The organism is Frigoribacterium sp. PvP032 (assembly GCF_017833035.1).
Taxonomy (GTDB): domain Bacteria; phylum Actinomycetota; class Actinomycetes; order Actinomycetales; family Microbacteriaceae; genus Frigoribacterium.
The window spans coordinates 3,159,081-3,174,684 of sequence record NZ_JAFIBM010000001.1; the positions used below are offsets into that span (position 1 = coordinate 3,159,081).

Here is a 15,604-nt window from a genome sequence, read left to right on the forward strand (position 1 = left end):
AAAGGGAGATGTGCGGCCACGAATCGTGGAGCTGAGTGCGATGCACGTGAAGATCAGTCCGGTACCGAGGTACGTCAGTCCCGGCAGGACTATTCCGACGCTGGCCAGGCCACCCAGCAGGCGCGAGAGCTCGTCGGATCGATTCCGAGGGCCCTGATGACGTCCGCTCATCACCACGCTGCAGCCGTTGACGGTCGTTCATCGGCTGAACCTCGTGTGCGAATGTCGTCCGAAACCTGCATGACCGCGTCACTTGCCGCGCGGACAAGGCCTGCGCCGTTGAGCACACGCGCGACGTCGAGCTGGCGACGGATGCTGGCGACAGTCTCCAACTCGGCGGGAGACCAGCCGGGGCGACCAGGCTGCAGAAAGCCTCGCAGCTGAGCCGCCACGTCGTCGCCTAGGGACTGCCACAGCCGAGGTGCCCCGAAGCCCGGTGCGGCTCTCTCGAGGGACCGCTGGACCCACTTGCTGGCAAAGGCCGGAGCGTACCCGTCAGCTATCAAGCTGGAGACTCTCCGGGCCTGCAGGCCGCCAGCCGCGACCTTGGCGGAGCCCACGAGAGCCGAGCCCATGCCCATGGTCGCGACTGACAACGCGCTGAGCCCCAGTTCGAGAAGGGAAGCCGTGCCTGCAGCAGTTCTCGCAGCCGTGAGCAGGAAAGCCAGACCGAGGGCTATCGCTCCGAACACACCTAGGCCGGGGACCACGAAGCCCACGAGTGCAAGGGCGTTCCCCACAAAACCGAGCACGTCGACGACCTGGGCGATCCAGGCGTCGTTCTCCTGCATCCACTCCTGGAACGGCTCGAAGCCGGGCGCGAGGACGTCTCGGAGGGCCGAGCCCTCCCAGGCGGAGGCGATGCTGTCCCCGGCGTCGCCGACGACAGCCCCGACGGAGTGGACCACTCCGCCGAGGTCGTCCCAGAAGGAGTCGCGGAGACCGTCGTCCGTGGCGTCGTCGATCTGCGCGATCGCGACGACGGCGGCGGCCCCGGCAACGGCGTGCGCCGCGCCCGCTCGACGGGCGCACTCCGTGATGCGGTCGCGCGCCTCCTCACGCCTCGTGTGCTGTGCCGCCGCCCACTCCTCGTACTGGTCCTTTGCCGGGCCCGGTGGCTCGATCATGGCCGCCCCCTCGTACTTCGTCACGAGGCTGTCGGCCGCGTCGAAGTCGTCCCGAGCCCGCTCGTGGTCTCGCACTGCGGGGCGCGACTGGTCGAGCGCCGTCGCCAGTGACTCCGAGTAGGCCCCGAGGGCCCTTCCCGTGTCGGCGTAGCGCCCCCTCGCGGCTCTGAGGTCGGACTCGAGAACCGCCGCCTTGCGCATGAAGGCGTCGACTGCGTCGCTGCGAGCTGATGCGGCGTCGAGCGAACGGAGCGACGTGGCGGCGGACCCGATGGACTCGGCGGTGAGGGCGAAGCGCCGCGCCATCTGCGCCACGGCCACGGGGTCGCCGGCCACGACGACAAGGGGGGTCGCCCAGGAGTACGCCATCAGGAGTCTCCGCCCAGCGACGCAGCGAGCTTCGCCTCGACGTCGTCGAACCCGACCGCGATGCCGAGCGCAGCCTCGCCCAGGTCGCCGATGGACTCGGCGAGGTGGCGTCTCGTGTCGTTCCACTCGGCCGAGAACGAGCGGACGCGCTGCGCGAGACCGACGTGGCCGCAGGCATCCGCGTCCGCTGCGTCGTCTCGGCTCGACTGGAAGGCGGCCGAGACCTCGCCGAGCGTGGTGAACAGCGAACGCAGGTCGCCGGTGTCGACCGTGAGGCTCGATCGAGCCATGTCATCTCCTCGTCGGGGGAAGGGGCCGTCCCGCCGACGAGGCGAGACGGCCGTCCGTCATGGGGCCGCTCGTCAACCGAGGCTGCTGGCGAGCTGCTCGTCGGTGCTCTGGAGGGCGTCGGCTGCTCCCTCCAGGAACCCGGCCATGCCCTCGATCGCCTGGATGGTCTTGCTCGCGCCGCTCGTGAACGCGGCGTAGGACGCGTCGAAGGCCTTGGACGACCGGTCGGTCACGAAGCCCGAGCCGACAAGGGTCTCGATCTGCGACTTGAGCTGACTCAGCTGGTCCTCGATCGTGCGCTGCCCGTTGCGGAGCTGCGTCGCCTGGGTGCGGATCTCGTCGAACGTGACGGAGACGTTGGCCATGGGTGGGTCCTCTCTTCGGCGGCCCGAGCTGGGTCGACCGGCATTAACATGTCACACGGACAGAGGGTCCACGGATCCATCCACAGGCAGGAGACGAGATGACGGAGAGAGCGCGGCTGTGGAGGAGGCGACGTCGGCCCCTCGAGGACCGACCTGAGCTCACCGAGGAGGCGGTGGCAGTGATGCGCGAAGAGGGCACGCTGTCCAGGGTCACCCGGCTCCCCGTCGCGACCGACACCTCGTCGGCACTCGTGCTCGAGCCCCTGCCCCCACGTGCGACCGCGACCGCCGCCCCGCCCTCTGCCCGTGCCCCCGCCCCGGCCCCTGCCTCTGCCTCTGCCTCTGCCTCTGCCTCTGCCGTGGCTGTCGCGCGCCAGATCCCACAGGAACTCTGCCTGGCGAACGGGTCCCGGGCTCGCATCACGCCTGCCGGCCTGGTAGTCGGCCGCCGTCGCCGCGCAGGGTCTGCTCGTGACGACACCCCGTCGACCGGCGACGCCGCCCCGTCGCCCCCTCGTCTCGAGGTCCACGACCCTACGAGGTCCCTGTCACGCGAGCACGCGCGACTCGAGCTCGGGGACGACGGCATCGTGAGCGTCGAGGACCTCGCCTCGGGGAACGGCACGACCGTGCAGCGACCTGACGGCACGACGACGGCGCTCGTCCCCGGCACCGCGGTCGCGCTGATGCCGGGTGACGTCCTGCAGATGGGCGCCGTCGTCGCCTCGCTGCGGGACGCGACGCCTCGCGCTGGCCCCGGACACCGGGCCGACGACTAGGCCCCAGGCAGGGGCGGCGGCGGTGTCCCCGCCGGTCGCAGCCGTGGCCCGGGCCTCGGCCTAGACCTTCTCGATCGGTGCGACCTTGATCAGCAGCTTCTTGCGGCCGGCCGTGTCGAAGAGCACCTCGGCGATGCGGCGGGCGCCCTCGCCGGTGACGGCCATGACGCGGCCCTCGCCGAAGTCGACGTGCGAGATGCGGTCGCCGGTCTCGAGCACCAGGTCGCCGTTGTCGCGCACCGTGCCGGTGACGCGGTTGGCCCACTCGGTCTTCGGCTTCGTCTTCGCCGCCGCCGTGGCGCGGTCGTAGCTGCCGCTGCCGTAGCCGCCCGACGCGCGCGGGGTCGCCCCGCGGTTCGTGTCAGGGCCGCCCTCGCGACGCGCGTTGAGCGCCCGCGGCTGGGTGCCTCCCCGGCTGTTCGCCATGCCGGGCGACTGCTTCCAGTCGATCAGCTCGACCGGGATCTCTTGCAGGTAGCGCGACGGCATCGCCACGTTCACCTCGCCGAACTGTGCACGGGTCATCGCCAGCGACAAGAAGAGCTGCTTGCGGGCCCGCGTGATGCCGACGTAGAAGAGCCGGCGCTCCTCAGCAGGGCCGCCGGGCTCGCTCGCCGACATGCGGTGCGGCAGCAAGTCTTCTTCGACACCGGTGAGGAAGACGGCCTCGTACTCGAGGCCCTTCGCCGTGTGCAGCGTCATCAGCGAGACCGTGCCGCTCGAGTCGTCGAGGTCGTCGGCCGCGGCGACGAGCGTCACCTCGGTGAGGAAGTCGAGCAGGGTGCCGTCGGGGTTGTTCCGCTGGAACTCCTTCGTGACCGCGACGAGCTCGTCGATGTTCTCGGCACGCGCCTCGTCTTGCGGGTCCCTCGACGCCCGCAGCGCCTCCACCAGGCCGCTGCCCTCGATCAGCCGGGTGAGGATCTCGTGCACCGGTGCCGTGTCGGCCGTCGCCTGCACCTCGTCGAGCAGGGTCGCGAGACCGGTGATCGCCCCGGTCACCTTCGGGCCGAGACCGAGCTCGCGCGCGTTGCGCATCGCGTCGCGCAGGGGCGCCTCGCGCTCGTCGGCCCAGCGCTGCATCGCCGTCTCGGTCGCCGGGCCGATGCCGCGCTTCGGCACGTTCATGATGCGTCGCAGCGCCATCGGGTCGGAGGGGTTCGCGACCGTGATCAGGTACGCCATCGCGTCCTTGATCTCGGCACGCTCGTAGAACTTCGTGCCGCCGAGCACCCGGTACGGGATGGCCGAGCGGATGAAGATCTCCTCGAGGGCTCGCGTCTGCGAGTTGGTGCGGTAGAAGACCGCGACGTCTTTGTAGGCCGTGCCCTGCTCATGCAGCTTCGCGATCTCGTCGGCGACGAACTGCGCCTCGTCGTGCCCGGTGTAGCCCGTGAACCCGACGATCTTGGCACCCTCGCCGACCGTCGTGAACAGGTTCTTGGCCTGCCGGTCGAAGTTGTTCGCGATGACGGCGTTGGCCGCGTCGAGGATGTTCTGGGTCGAGCGGTAGTTCTGCTCGAGCAGCACGACCTTCGAGTTCGGGAAGTCACGCTCGAACTCGACGATGTTGCGGATGTCTGCCCCGCGGAACGCGTAGATCGACTGGTCGCTGTCGCCGACGACCGTGAGCGACGCCCCGGGGATGCGGCCGCTGCCGTCGCGCATCGACTGCACGAACTGCCCGCCGCGCTCGAGGGCGTCGACGTGCTCGGGGTCGACAGGCCGCGTGAGCTCGCGGATCAGGGCGTACTGGGCGTGGTTCGTGTCTTGGTACTCGTCGACCAGGAGGTGACGGAACCGCCGCTGGTACGTCGCCGCCACGTGCGGGAAAGCCCTGAAGAGGAACACCGTCTGCGAGATCAGGTCGTCGAAGTCGAACGCGTTCGCCTGCTGCAGCGACCGCGTGTACTGCCGGAAGATCTCGAGGAACATCACGTCTTGCGGGTCGCCGGCGTTGATCTGCCGCGCGTACGTCTCGACGTCGCTGAGCTCGTTCTTGAGCTTCGAGATCTTGCCGGCCGCCTGGCTGACGGTGAAGCCGAGCGAGTCGGCGTCGAGCTGCTTGAGGATGCGCTTGAGCAGCGCCTTCGAGTCGGCCGAGTCGTAGATCGTGAAGCTCTTCGTGAAGCCGAACTGCTCGGCCTCGCGGCGCAGGATGCGCACGCACGCCGAGTGGAACGTCGAGATCCACATGCCCTCGGCCGCCTGGCCGACGAGCTGCTGCACGCGCTCGCGCATCTCGGCCGCGGCCTTGTTCGTGAAGGTGATGGCGAGGATCTGGCTCGGCCAGGCCTCGCGGGTCGCGATGAGCCCGGCGATGCGGCGGGTCAGCACGCTCGTCTTGCCCGAGCCGGCACCGGCGACGATCAGCAACGACTGCCCGCGGTACTCGACCGCTTCTTTCTGCTGAGGGTTCAGCCCCGCGGTCAGGGGATCACCGGCAGAACCGGAAGCGTCAGAGGGCTCGAGCACGATCGTCATGGCGCGGCCAGTCTAAGCCGGGCCCCCGACATCGGAGCCGGTCCCTCACCAGCTCGACGAGCAGGTCAGAGCGGCACGCCCGCTGCCCACCCCAGGAAGGCGTAGAGGCCCATCTGTGCGCTGGCGGCGAAGAAGACGACGTACCACGTCCCCCGCGGCGCGCTGGTGCGCACGTGGTCGAAGAGCCGGCTCGGCCACGGCGCCCGGAACGGGCGTGGGGGCGCGAGCCAGCGCTCCGGCCGTGGCGGCAGTCGCAGGGCCTCGTCGGGGTGCAGCCGCCGCTCGTCGCCCGTGTGCACGGGCGTGAAGAAGAAGCCCACGAAGCGCACGCCGGTGAGCAACCAGTCGACCTCGAGGTCGGAGTCGGGGAGGTGCGGTGAGCGTCCCGTGCGCTGGGCCACCGCCTCCTCGTGTCGTCGTGTGCGGACGCGCGCGATCCAGACGGCCGGCACGACGCTCGTGCTCAGGACGGAGCTCACGGTGAGGCCGCACATCATCGCGGCGAAGGGGCCGGCGACGAACAGGCCCGCACCGGTGCCCTGCGCAGCCGAGACGGGCCCCGCCACCACCAGCACGGCCCAGAAGACAGCGACCGGCACCTGCACGAGGGTGAGCACGAGGGCACCGAGGCACGCGACGACCGCCCGCGCGAGCAGCACCTCCGAGCGCTGCCACCACCGGTCAGCGCTCACGACCTCGCCCTCACAGTCCCTCGCGCACCGCGACCGCACGCTCGGGGTGGTCGGCGAAGACCCCGTCGAGGCCCAGCGCCATCAGGTCGGCGAACTCCGACTCCCAGTCGCCCTCCGCCTCCTTGCCGCCGGCCTGGCGGTTGCCCTTGGCGAGGAACGCGTTCTCGATCCGCAGCGTCCAGGCGAACACGTCGAGACCGACCGCGTGCGCACGGTCGACGAGCTCGGGCCGGGTCTCGCCGGAGGGCCGCAGCAGCATCGCCTTGTCGAACGAGACCCCGTGCAGGCCCTCCTCGACGAGGGCCGTGAGCGACGACTCGTCGAGCTGGTCGGCGTAGGTCGGCGCAGCCGAGCCGAGCCGGGCCACCTGGTCGGCCGCCGAGCCCGCCTTCTCGACTAGCCAGACGAGGTCGCCGCCGACTCCCCTCTCGCGGAGCTGCCACAGCACGGTCTGCTCGAAGCTCTCGAGGGTGAGGCGCGAGTCGTCCGCCCAGCCGTGCTCGGCCAGCTCGGCGGCGACCAGCTCGTCGAGGGGCAGCCCGAGCGACTCGAAGTGCTGGGCGTGCTTCACCTCGGCGACGAGGCCCACTTCGCGCGGAGCGTCGTCGAGCAGGCGCAGCAGGTCGCTCAGCCGCTGGATGCCGCCCTCGCCGTCGTGGGCGGCACTGAGCGGACGGAGGTGCGGCAGACGCTCCCGCACCGTGAGGGTGCTGAGCTCGTCCCAGGTGAAGTCCTCGGTGAACCAGCCCGCCACCTCCTTGCCCTCGATCTGCTTCGTGGTGCGCCGGTCGGCGAACTCCGATCGCTCGGCCACGTCGGTCGTGCCCGAGATCTCGTTCTCGTGCCGCAGCACCAGCACGCCGTCGCGGGTGGGCACGATGTCGGGCTCGATCGCGTCGGCCCCCAGCTCGATGGCCAGGCGATAGGCCGCCTCCCCGTGCTCGGGCCGGTGCCCGCTGGCTCCGCGGTGGGCGATGACGAGGGGGCGAGGCGACATGGCAGCCACGGTAGCGGCGACGGGTGACGGACGAGGAGGCGCGGCGTCGGCAGACCGCTGCACCTCGGCCCCGAGACGGTGCAACCCTGCAGCCGGTGCACGTTCGCCTGCCGCGAATACGGGCCTCATCAGGCAAATCCCCAGCCCTCCCCTGGCCGACACCCGTTAGCCTCTTCCGTACGGCGACGCAGCACACAGCACCTCGCGTCGCGACCACGTCTCACGACCAGAAGAGGAACTCCCTTGGCATTCTCGAATCCCGGCTTCAGTCAGTCGCCGGCCTTCTCGGAGAAGGGCGCCGCCGTCATCCGGCAGGAGCGCGCCGCTGCGGGACAGCGCCCCGTCGAGTACAACGGCATGACCGCCGAGCAGCTGCAGGATCTGTACACGCAGCCCGCCGCCGGCCCCGTCGAGACCGACCGCATGACGTACGAGGACACGATCACGAAGACGGTCATCGCCTTCGCCGTCGTCGCCCTCGGTGCCGCCGTCGGCTGGTTCATCCCGGCCCTCGCCATCGTCGGCGCGATCGCCGGGTTCGTCCTGGCCCTCGTCAACATCTTCAAGAAGCGCCCGTCGGCCGGCCTCGTGCTCGCCTACTCGGCAGCCCAGGGCCTGTTCGTCGGCGGCATCTCGTCGATCTTCGAGGCGCAGTTCGACGGCATCGTCACGCAGGCGCTGCTCGCGACCGCCTCGGTCTTCGTCGTCACTCTGCTGCTGTTCCGCAGCGGCAAGGTCCGCGCGTCGGCCAAGGCCACCAAGATCTTCATGATCGGCATGATCGGCTACGCCGTCTTCTCGCTGCTCAACCTCGGCCTGATGGCCTTCGGCGCCAACTCGAACCCCTGGGGCCTCCGCGGCACCGACATCCCCGGCACCAACATCCCCATCGGCTTCGTCCTGGGCATCCTCGTGATCCTCATGGCCGCCTACTCGCTGGTGCTCGACTTCACGAACATCAAGACGGGCGTCGAGCGCGGCGCCCCGCGCATCTACGGCTGGTCGGCCGCCTTCGGCCTGGTCATGACCGTCGTGTGGCTGTACGTCGAGATCCTGCGTCTCCTCGCCATCCTGCGAGGCAACGACTAGCAAGACCGTGACACCAGGAGGCGGGGCTCGTTCCGAGAGGGACGGGCCCCGCCTCTCTGTGTCCCGGGCCAGCCACCCCGGCCTCGCCGGCCTCGCCGGCCTTGCGAAGGCAACCCCACGCAGAAACGACAAAACGACGCGGAACACCGCGTCGTTTTGTCGTCATCGCGTCGCTTCCAGCCCAGGAGGCCGGAGGCGACGCGGCGTCACTCCCACTCGATGGTGCCCGGCGGCTTCGAGGTGACGTCGAGCACGACACGGTTGACGCCGTCCACCTCGTTCGTGATGCGGTTCGAGATCTTGGCCAGCACGTCGTAGGGCAGGCGCGTCCAGTCCGCCGTCATGGCGTCCTCGGACGAGACCGGGCGCAGCACGATCGGGTGGCCGTAGGTGCGGCCGTCGCCCTGCACGCCCACCGAGCGGACGTCGGCGAGCAGCACCACGGGGCACTGCCAGATGTCGCCGTCGAGGCCGGCGGCGGTCAGCTCGGCGCGGGCGATGGCGTCGGCGTGACGCAGCAGCTCGAGTCGCTCGTGGGTGACCTCGCCGATGATGCGGATGCCGAGGCCGGGCCCGGGGAAGGGCTGGCGGCCGACGATGACCTCGGGCAGGCCGAGCTCGCGGCCGATGGCGCGCACCTCGTCCTTGAAGAGGGTGCGGAGCGGCTCGACGAGCTCGAACTGCAGGTCCTCGGGCAGGCCGCCCACGTTGTGGTGGCTCTTGATGTTCGCCGTGCCCGTGCCGCCGCCGCTCTCGACCACGTCGGGGTAGAGCGTGCCCTGCACGAGGAACTTCACGCCGGACTCGCCCTCGGCCGCGGCCTCGAGCACCAGCGCCTCGGCGGCGCCCTCGAAGCTGCGGATGAATTCGCGCCCGATGATCTTGCGCTTCTGCTCGGGGTCGGTCACGCCCGCGAGCGCGTCGAGGAACTGCTGCTCGGCGTCGACCGTCACGAGGCGGACGCCCGTCGAGGCGACGTAGTCCTCCTCGACCTGGCGACGCTCGTCGGCACGCAGCAGGCCGTGGTCGACGAACACGCAGACGAGCTGGTCGCCGACCGCCTCGTGGACGATGGCGGCCGCGACGGCCGAGTCGACGCCTCCGGACAGACCGCAGATCACGCGCGACGAGCCGACCTGCTCGCGGATGCGGGCGACCTGCTCGGCGATGACGTTGCCGCTGTTCCAGTCGGCGGGGATGCCGGCGGCACGGTGCAGGAAGTTCTCGAGCACGGCCTGGCCGAACGACGAGTGCTTGACCTCGGGGTGCCACTGCACGCCGTAGAGCTTGCGGGCGTCGCTCGAGAACGCGGCGACGGGGGTCGCGGCGCTCGACGCGAGCACGTCGAAGCCCTCGGGCGCCTTCGAGACCGAGTCGCCGTGGCTCATCCACGTCGTCTGCGAGGTCGGCTGGCCCGACAGCAGGGTGCTGTCGCCCGCGGCGAGGGTGACGTCCGTCGCGCCGTACTCACGCTGACCGGTGCGCGTGACCTCGCCGCCGAGGGCCTTGGCCATCGCCTGGAAGCCGTAGCAGATGCCCAGCACGGGCACGTCGAGCTCGAGGATCGCGGGGTCGAGACCCGGCGCGCCCTCTTCGTAGACGCTCGACGGGCCGCCGCTGAGCACGATGCCGACGGGGTTCTTGGCCGCGATCTCGGCGGCGGTGATCGTGTGCGGCACGATCTCGGAGTAGACGTTCGCCTCGCGCACGCGCCGGGCGATCAGCTGCGCGTACTGCGCCCCGAAATCGACGACGAGGACGGGGCTCTGGGCCGTCTCGGTGGCTTCTGTCACGCGGGGGCTCCCTGGGTGCTGGGGGTGGGCTCGGCGACCAGCGCTGCGTGCTCACGCATCGCCAGCTTGGTCATGTGGCTCTCGACGAAGAACGAGAGGAAGGGCACGACGCCGCCGAGCGCGATGATGATGAACCGCGAGAACGGCCAGCGCATCAGGCTCCAGAGGCGGAAGTCGGCGAAGAGGTAGACGACGTAGAGCCAGCCGTGCGCGATCAGGATCGCGGTCGACAGGTTGAAGCCGGTGGTGATCGAGTCGACGGGCACGAGGAACCCGCCCTCGCCGCCGAGCTGCATCTCGAGCTGCAGCGGCGTGTACTTGAAGGCCATCTCGAAGACGAGCAGCAGCAGCATCACGCCGGTGACGTAGGCGGAGATCTTGTAGAACTTGACGGCACCCGGGATCTTCGGGATGTCGCGTTGCCGGGGCTTCAGGGGCATGGCCTCGATCCTACCCGCGGAGGCGGCAGGGCCAGGGCGGGGTCGGTCGTCGTCGAGGCAGCCGACCGAGCACAGGAGGCGCGGGTCGGGGAGCGCGGGAGGAGCAGGTCAGGAGGCGGTCTCGGCCTCGAGCCGCGCCTCCTCGGCCTCGTCGACGTCGCGCTCGAACCGGTCGCGCACCAGGCGGAACCACAGGAAGATGGCGAAGCCGGCGAACACGACCCACTCGATCGCGTAGAAGACGTTCAGCCAGTTGAGCGAGCGGTCGCTCTCGGGAGCGACCGAGTCGATGGCGGCGAGGCCGTCGACCGGGTCGGCGGACACCACGTAGCCGGAGTAGACGTCGCCGTCGAGGTCGGTCCACTCGTTGACGAGCATGGGCACCGAGACGACGTTCTCGCGGCCGCCGCGGAAGTCGCCGTCGGAGGGCTGGTCGCTCGGCATGTACCGGCCCGTCACCGTGACCGTGCCGGTGGGGGCCGCGCTCTCGGCGGCCTCGGCGCCGCCCTCGTCGCTGCTCCAGCCGAGGGCCACGACGACCGACGACCCGTCGACCTCGTCGACGAGACGGCCGATCAGCCACGAGCCGGGGTCGCCGCCGTTGTAGCGGTCGACGACGACGCGGTAGTCGTCCGGTGCGAACTGACCGGTGACCGTGACCATCTGCCCGCCGACGCGGTCGAAGAACGACGACTGCGGGTCGACGACGTCGCTGAGCACCTTGACCGTCTCGGTCTCGGGGTTGACCTCTTGCCCGCTCTCGACGCTGCGCTCGATCTGCCAGTGCCCGAGCCAGGCGAAGATGCCCGAGATGACGAGGCAGAGGGCGAGCATCGCGATCCAGCGGGGCCGCCGGGCGACCTCCCACATGGAGGCGGGCACGTCGACGTCGCTCGAGACGGGTGGGTTCTCGGTGCGGGTCACGAGCCCGATGGTACCTGCGCTCCCGCGGGAGCCTGCTGGGTGTCGGTGGCTCTGCGGCCGGTGGGGCCGCCGACCGACATGGGGTGCGGTCAGTACTCGGGGTCGCGCTGGCGCGTGGCCCTCTGGTCGGACTGCTGCCCGGCCTGCTCGGCGAGGATCGCCGCGCGGGCGCGGTCCTGTTCATCGAGGTCGTCGTACTCGTCGGCCTCTGCCGCCGCTGCTGCCGTGGCCGCCGCCGCGGCACGCTCGCGGGTGCCGAGCAGCGCCTCCTCGTCTGCGTCCACGCCGGCGTCGGTGTCGGTGTCGGCGCCCCTGCGCGACGCACCCGGCTCGTCCCCGGCGAGCGCCGCCTCCATCAGGGCGATCTCCTCGGAGTGCCGAGAGTCGCGTTCGAGGCGCCGCGCCTCTGCTGCCTCGCGCTCCGCCCGTCGGCGCGTCCGCAGCACGACCCCGCCGATGCGTTCGGAGTTCGAGGCGAGCACCGGACCGAGCACGGCCATGATCAGCACGTAGAGCCCGGCGAACGGCTGCAGTCGCTCGTCGAGCCCCGCCCCGGCCGAGAGCGTCGCGAGGATCAGCGCGAACTCGCCCCTGTTCTGCAGGATCACGGCGGTGTTGATGCCCGCCTGCGGCCCGAGCTTGTTGAGCCAGGCGACGAACTGGCCCGCGATCACGTTCAGCGTGATCGTGATGCCGACCGCGATCGCGACGGGCCCGAGCACGCTCGGGAACAGCGACGGGTTGAGGCCGAGGCCGAAGTTCAGGAAGAAGAAGGCGCCGAAGACGTCGCGCATCGGCAGGGCGAACTGCTCGACCCTGTTGCGGTACCGCGTCGCCCCGATGATCAGGCCGATGAGGAAGGCGCCGATCGCGTCGGTCACGCCGAGGATCTCGCCGAGGCCGGCGAAGAGCACGGCGAGGCCGAAGAACAGCACCGTGAAGAGCTCGTCGTCACGGGTCCGCATGAGCTTCGAGACGACCGCGCCGCCCCATCTCGCGACGGCGAACATGGCGACCAGGAACGCGAACGCGACCACCAGCTTGAGCACGACGGGCAGGGGGTCGGTCTCGCCGCTGAGCACCACCGACACGATCGCCAGGTAGATGGCGATGAAGATGTCCTCGACGACGGTGACGCCCAGGATCATCGGCGTCTCGCGGTTCGCGAGGCGGTTCAGCTCGATCAGCAGCTTCGTGACGATGGCGCTCGACGACGTCGCGGTCATGCCGGCGATGATCAGCGCCTCACGCGTGCCCCAGCCGAGCATGAAGCCGAAGACCAGCCCGACGCCCATGTTGACGGCGATGTAGCTGCCGCCCGACACGATCAGGCGGCCGGCATTGGAGAAGAACTCGTCCTGGTCGAACTCGAGGCCGAGGTTGAACAGCAGCAGGATCAGCCCGAAGATCGCGATCAGCTCGATGTTGTGCGAGTCGAAGCTGATCGGGAACCAGCCGGTGTTCGTGCTCGCCAGCAGGCCGACGATCATGTAGATCGGGATGGACGGCAGGCCGATGAGCTTGCCTGCCCGGCCCAGCCCGTAGGCGATCAGCAGCAGGACGCCGAGGACGACCAGCTCCTCACCCAGGTGCACCGGCGATCAGCTCCCGGGCGGGGCGTCGACCGGGCTGCGGTGGCGCAGCTCGCCCGTGCGGTACCAGGCGAAGGCCTTGGCGACCTTCTCGGGGCTGCCCGCCACGACGAGGGTGTCGCCGGGGAACACCTTGAAGTCGCCCGACGGCGCGGGGTTCGCCGCGTCGCCCCGCACGACGGCGACGACCGTGAGGCCGACGACGCCCTTCGCGCCGAGGTCGCCGAGCGGCTGGCCGGCGATGTGGTCGTCGTAGTCGACGGTGAACCAGTCGATGCTGAGGCCGGGGATCTGGTCGAGCGCCGACAGCGACTCGGTGATGCGCGTGCCGCCGAGCAGCTCGGCGAGCGTGTGCGCCTCGTCCTCGCTGAGGCGGAGGGACACCTTCTTGACGTCGGCGCCGTCGGCGTCGTCGCTGAACGTGATCAGGTCGCTGTGGCCCGACCGATGCGTGATGACGCCGCACTTGCCGCCGTCGTCGGTGACGAAGGTGTGCAGCACGCCCACACCGGGGAGCTTCACTCGACGCACATCAGCCATGGTCCGACTCCAGGTCACTCAGGGGCAGTCGTCTCAGCTTAGCGACGGGCACGGACGCGGACACCGGGCTGCTCATGCGGTGGACAACCCGCGCCCCTCCCCCGGTGTTCCCGGGACGACGCCGCGTTCTCGGCGGGCGGACGCAGGAGGCGCGGTCCCCGACCAGCGGGCACCGCGCCTCCTGCAGCCTGGTCGCCTCGCGACCTCGTGGTGCTAGCTCGCGCGACCGCCCGGGGCGTCCGCCGACGTGTCGTCGGCCGGGGTCCCCGCGGGCTCGACGACGTCCTCGCCGGGCTTCGGCGCCCCGCCCTGGTCGGCGCCGGGCACGACCATGTCGTCCTCGTCGAAGCCGAAGGTGATGTCGGGCGCCTCGAGGCGGACCCGGTCGGCGGACTCGTCGTCGGGCTCGAGCTGGCTCGCGCGCTCTGCCGCGACGCGCTTGAGGTAGTTGCCGACCTCCTCCTCGGTCTCGGCGTCGGACCAGCCGAGCACCTCGGCCATCAGCTTCGCGGCCACGGGAGCGGCGGACTCGCCCCTGTCCCACGCCTCGATCGAGATTCGGGTCCGCCTCGCCAGCACGTCTTCGAGGTGGAGCGCGCTCTCGTGGCTGGCCGCGTAGACGACCTCGGCCCCGATGTAGTCGTCGGCGCCCGGCAGTGGCTCGGCCAGCTCGGGACGCTCGCGCACCAGCGCGAGGACCTCGTCGGTCAACGTGCCGTAGCGGTTCAGCAGGTGCTCAACGCGCACCCGGTGCACGCCCAGCTGCTTCGCGATCTTGCCGCGCTTGTTCCAGGCGGCGTGGTAGCCCTCGGCGCCGAGCAGCGGGATCTCCATCGTCGTGCTCTCGGGAATCCGGCCGTCGAGCGCGGCGACCGCCTCGTCGATCGCGTCCTCGGCCATCACGCGGTAGGTCGTCCACTTGCCGCCGGCGACGACCACGAGGCCGGGCACCGTGTGCGCGACGATGTGCTCACGCGACAGCTTCGACGTCTGGTCGGACTCGCCGGCCAGCAGGGGCCGGAGACCGGCGTAGACGCCCTCGACGTCGTCGCGGGTGAGGGGCACGGCCATCACCTTGTTGACGTGCTCGAGGATGTAGTCGATGTCGGCCGCCGTCGCCGCCGGGTGCGCCTTGTCGAGGTCCCAGTCGGTGTCGGTCGTGCCGACCAGCCAGTGGCGACCCCACGGGATGACGAACAGGACGCTCTTCTCGGTGCGGAAGATCATGCCCATGTCGGAGTGGATGCGGTCGCGGGGCACCACGAGGTGCACGCCCTTCGACGCGCGGACCTTGAACTGGCCTCGCTCGCCGACCATGGCCTGGGTGTCGTCCGTCCAGACGCCGGTCGCGTTCACGACCTGCTTCGCGCGGATCTCGAAGTGCTCGCCCGTCTGATAGTCGTGAGCCTTCACGCCGACGACGCGCTCGCCGACCTTGACGAAGCCCTCGACCCGCACGCGGCTGGCGGCGTGGGCACCGTAGCTCGAGGCGGTACGCACCAGCGACGAGACGTAGCGGGCGTCGTCGACCTGGGCGTCGTAGTAGGTGAGGCCGCCCACGACCGCGTCCTTCGAGAGGCTCGGGATGGCGCGCAGCACCTGCGTCTTCGTGAGGTGGCGGTGGTGGGGCACCCCGGGCGGCCGACCGCCCGTCCAGCTGAAGATGTCGTACAGGGCCATGCCGGCGCCGATGTAGAAGCGCTCGTAGACCGGCTTGCTCAGCGGGTAGAGGAACCGGACGGGCTTGACGAGGTGCGGCGCGAGCCGCTGCAGCAGCAGGCCGCGCTCGATCAGGGCCTCGCGCACGAGACGGAAGTTGAGCTGCTCGAGGTAGCGGATTCCGCCGTGCACGAGCTTCGACGAGCGGCTCGACGTGCCGGAGCCCCAGTCGCGCGCCTCGACGATGCCCACGTTCAGGCCACGCGTGACGGCGTCGAGAGCAGAGCCTGCCCCGACGATGCCGCCCCCGATCACGAGGATGTCGAGCTCCTCGGTCTTCAGCGCCTCGACGGCGCGCTCGCGCTCGTCTGGCCCGAGCTTCGCGGAGAGGGATTCGGTCGCGGTCGTGGCCATGCGGTGCCTCCATCGTCGGAACGGTCGCGGGCCCGAGGACCCGTGCATG

General features: G+C 70.4%; 14 protein-coding genes. 2 read left to right on the forward strand and 12 right to left on the reverse strand.

The window, feature by feature from the left end; all coding sequences use genetic code 11:
* Positions 1-170: 170 nt before the first annotated feature.
* The 3 genes from JOE35_RS14575 to JOE35_RS14585 all read right to left on the reverse strand — a co-directional run bounded on the left by JOE35_RS14575 (position 171) and on the right by JOE35_RS14585 (position 2,152).
* Complete coding sequence (locus JOE35_RS14575) at positions 171-1,496, reverse strand: hypothetical protein (RefSeq protein WP_209561660.1); 1,326 nt, start codon at positions 1,494-1,496, stop codon at positions 171-173.
* The gene (locus tag JOE35_RS14580) at positions 1,496-1,786 is read right to left on the reverse strand and encodes a hypothetical protein (RefSeq protein ID WP_209561661.1); all 291 of its coding nucleotides are present in this window, start codon (positions 1,784-1,786) and stop codon (positions 1,496-1,498) included. Before JOE35_RS14580 ends, JOE35_RS14575 begins: the two co-directional genes overlap by 1 nt.
* 72 nt (positions 1,787-1,858) lie before the next feature.
* A complete protein-coding gene (locus JOE35_RS14585) occupies positions 1,859-2,152 on the reverse strand; it encodes a WXG100 family type VII secretion target (protein ID WP_209561662.1) in 294 nt (97 codons plus the stop codon).
* Between the two features lie 182 nt (positions 2,153-2,334).
* On the opposite strand from JOE35_RS14585, the gene JOE35_RS14590 reads away from it, so the two are divergent.
* A complete protein-coding gene (locus JOE35_RS14590; RefSeq protein WP_245186751.1) occupies positions 2,335-2,931 on the forward strand; it encodes an FHA domain-containing protein in 597 nt (198 codons plus the stop codon).
* A gap of 60 nt (positions 2,932-2,991) precedes the next feature.
* Here the strand turns inward: JOE35_RS14590 and JOE35_RS14595 are convergent, their stop codons facing one another.
* From JOE35_RS14595 to JOE35_RS14605, 3 genes are all read right to left on the reverse strand, one after another.
* Positions 2,992-5,415, reverse strand: a complete 2,424-nt coding sequence (locus JOE35_RS14595) for an ATP-dependent helicase (protein WP_209561664.1) — start codon at positions 5,413-5,415, stop codon at positions 2,992-2,994.
* 65 nt (positions 5,416-5,480) lie between these two features.
* Positions 5,481-6,107, reverse strand: a complete 627-nt coding sequence (locus JOE35_RS14600) for a hypothetical protein (RefSeq protein ID WP_209561665.1) — start codon at positions 6,105-6,107, stop codon at positions 5,481-5,483.
* A 10-nt stretch (positions 6,108-6,117) separates the two neighbouring features.
* Positions 6,118-7,104, reverse strand: a complete 987-nt coding sequence (locus JOE35_RS14605; RefSeq protein ID WP_209561666.1) for a glycerophosphodiester phosphodiesterase family protein — start codon at positions 7,102-7,104, stop codon at positions 6,118-6,120.
* 243 nt (positions 7,105-7,347) lie between these two features.
* Here JOE35_RS14605 and JOE35_RS14610 point away from each other — a divergent pair, with 243 nt between their 5' ends.
* Positions 7,348-8,193, forward strand: a complete 846-nt coding sequence (locus JOE35_RS14610; RefSeq protein WP_209561667.1) for a Bax inhibitor-1/YccA family protein — start codon at positions 7,348-7,350, stop codon at positions 8,191-8,193.
* A gap of 206 nt (positions 8,194-8,399) precedes the next feature.
* Here the strand turns inward: JOE35_RS14610 and guaA are convergent, their stop codons facing one another.
* The 6 genes from guaA to JOE35_RS14640 all read right to left on the reverse strand — a co-directional run bounded on the left by guaA (position 8,400) and on the right by JOE35_RS14640 (position 15,555).
* On the reverse strand, positions 8,400-9,986 hold the full coding sequence (gene guaA / locus JOE35_RS14615; protein WP_209561668.1) for a glutamine-hydrolyzing GMP synthase: 1,587 nt from the start codon (positions 9,984-9,986) through the stop codon (positions 8,400-8,402).
* Positions 9,983-10,426, reverse strand: coding sequence for a DUF3817 domain-containing protein (locus JOE35_RS14620; protein WP_123547737.1), 444 nt, complete (start codon positions 10,424-10,426; stop codon positions 9,983-9,985). Before JOE35_RS14620 ends, guaA begins: the two co-directional genes overlap by 4 nt.
* Positions 10,427-10,534: 108 nt before the next feature.
* On the reverse strand, positions 10,535-11,350 hold the full coding sequence (locus JOE35_RS14625; RefSeq protein ID WP_209561669.1) for an SURF1 family protein: 816 nt from the start codon (positions 11,348-11,350) through the stop codon (positions 10,535-10,537).
* 89 nt (positions 11,351-11,439) lie between these two features.
* Entirely contained in the window at positions 11,440-12,945 is a 1,506-nt protein-coding gene (locus tag JOE35_RS14630; protein ID WP_209561670.1) for a cation:proton antiporter, read from the reverse strand.
* A 6-nt stretch (positions 12,946-12,951) separates the two neighbouring features.
* A complete protein-coding gene (locus tag JOE35_RS14635; protein ID WP_233569095.1) occupies positions 12,952-13,464 on the reverse strand; it encodes a cation:proton antiporter regulatory subunit in 513 nt (170 codons plus the stop codon).
* Positions 13,465-13,695: 231 nt separating this feature from the next.
* Positions 13,696-15,555, reverse strand: coding sequence for a glycerol-3-phosphate dehydrogenase/oxidase (locus JOE35_RS14640; protein ID WP_209561671.1), 1,860 nt, complete (start codon positions 15,553-15,555; stop codon positions 13,696-13,698).
* Positions 15,556-15,604 lie beyond the last annotated feature (49 nt).

Coding starts and splice junctions, on each gene's coding strand:
- JOE35_RS14575 (WP_209561660.1), bottom strand. CDS start 1,496: ATGGCGTACTCCTGGGCGACCCCCCTTGTCGTCGTGGCCGGCGACCCC.
- JOE35_RS14580 (WP_209561661.1), bottom strand. CDS start 1,786: ATGGCTCGATCGAGCCTCACGGTCGACACCGGCGACCTGCGTTCGCTG.
- JOE35_RS14585 (WP_209561662.1), bottom strand. CDS start 2,152: ATGGCCAACGTCTCCGTCACGTTCGACGAGATCCGCACCCAGGCGACG.
- JOE35_RS14590 (WP_245186751.1), top strand. CDS start 2,335: ATGCGCGAAGAGGGCACGCTGTCCAGGGTCACCCGGCTCCCCGTCGCG.
- JOE35_RS14595 (WP_209561664.1), bottom strand. CDS start 5,415: ATGACGATCGTGCTCGAGCCCTCTGACGCTTCCGGTTCTGCCGGTGAT.
- JOE35_RS14605 (WP_209561666.1), bottom strand. CDS start 7,104: ATGTCGCCTCGCCCCCTCGTCATCGCCCACCGCGGAGCCAGCGGGCAC.
- JOE35_RS14620 (WP_123547737.1), bottom strand. CDS start 10,426: ATGCCCCTGAAGCCCCGGCAACGCGACATCCCGAAGATCCCGGGTGCC.
- JOE35_RS14640 (WP_209561671.1), bottom strand. CDS start 15,555: ATGGCCACGACCGCGACCGAATCCCTCTCCGCGAAGCTCGGGCCAGAC.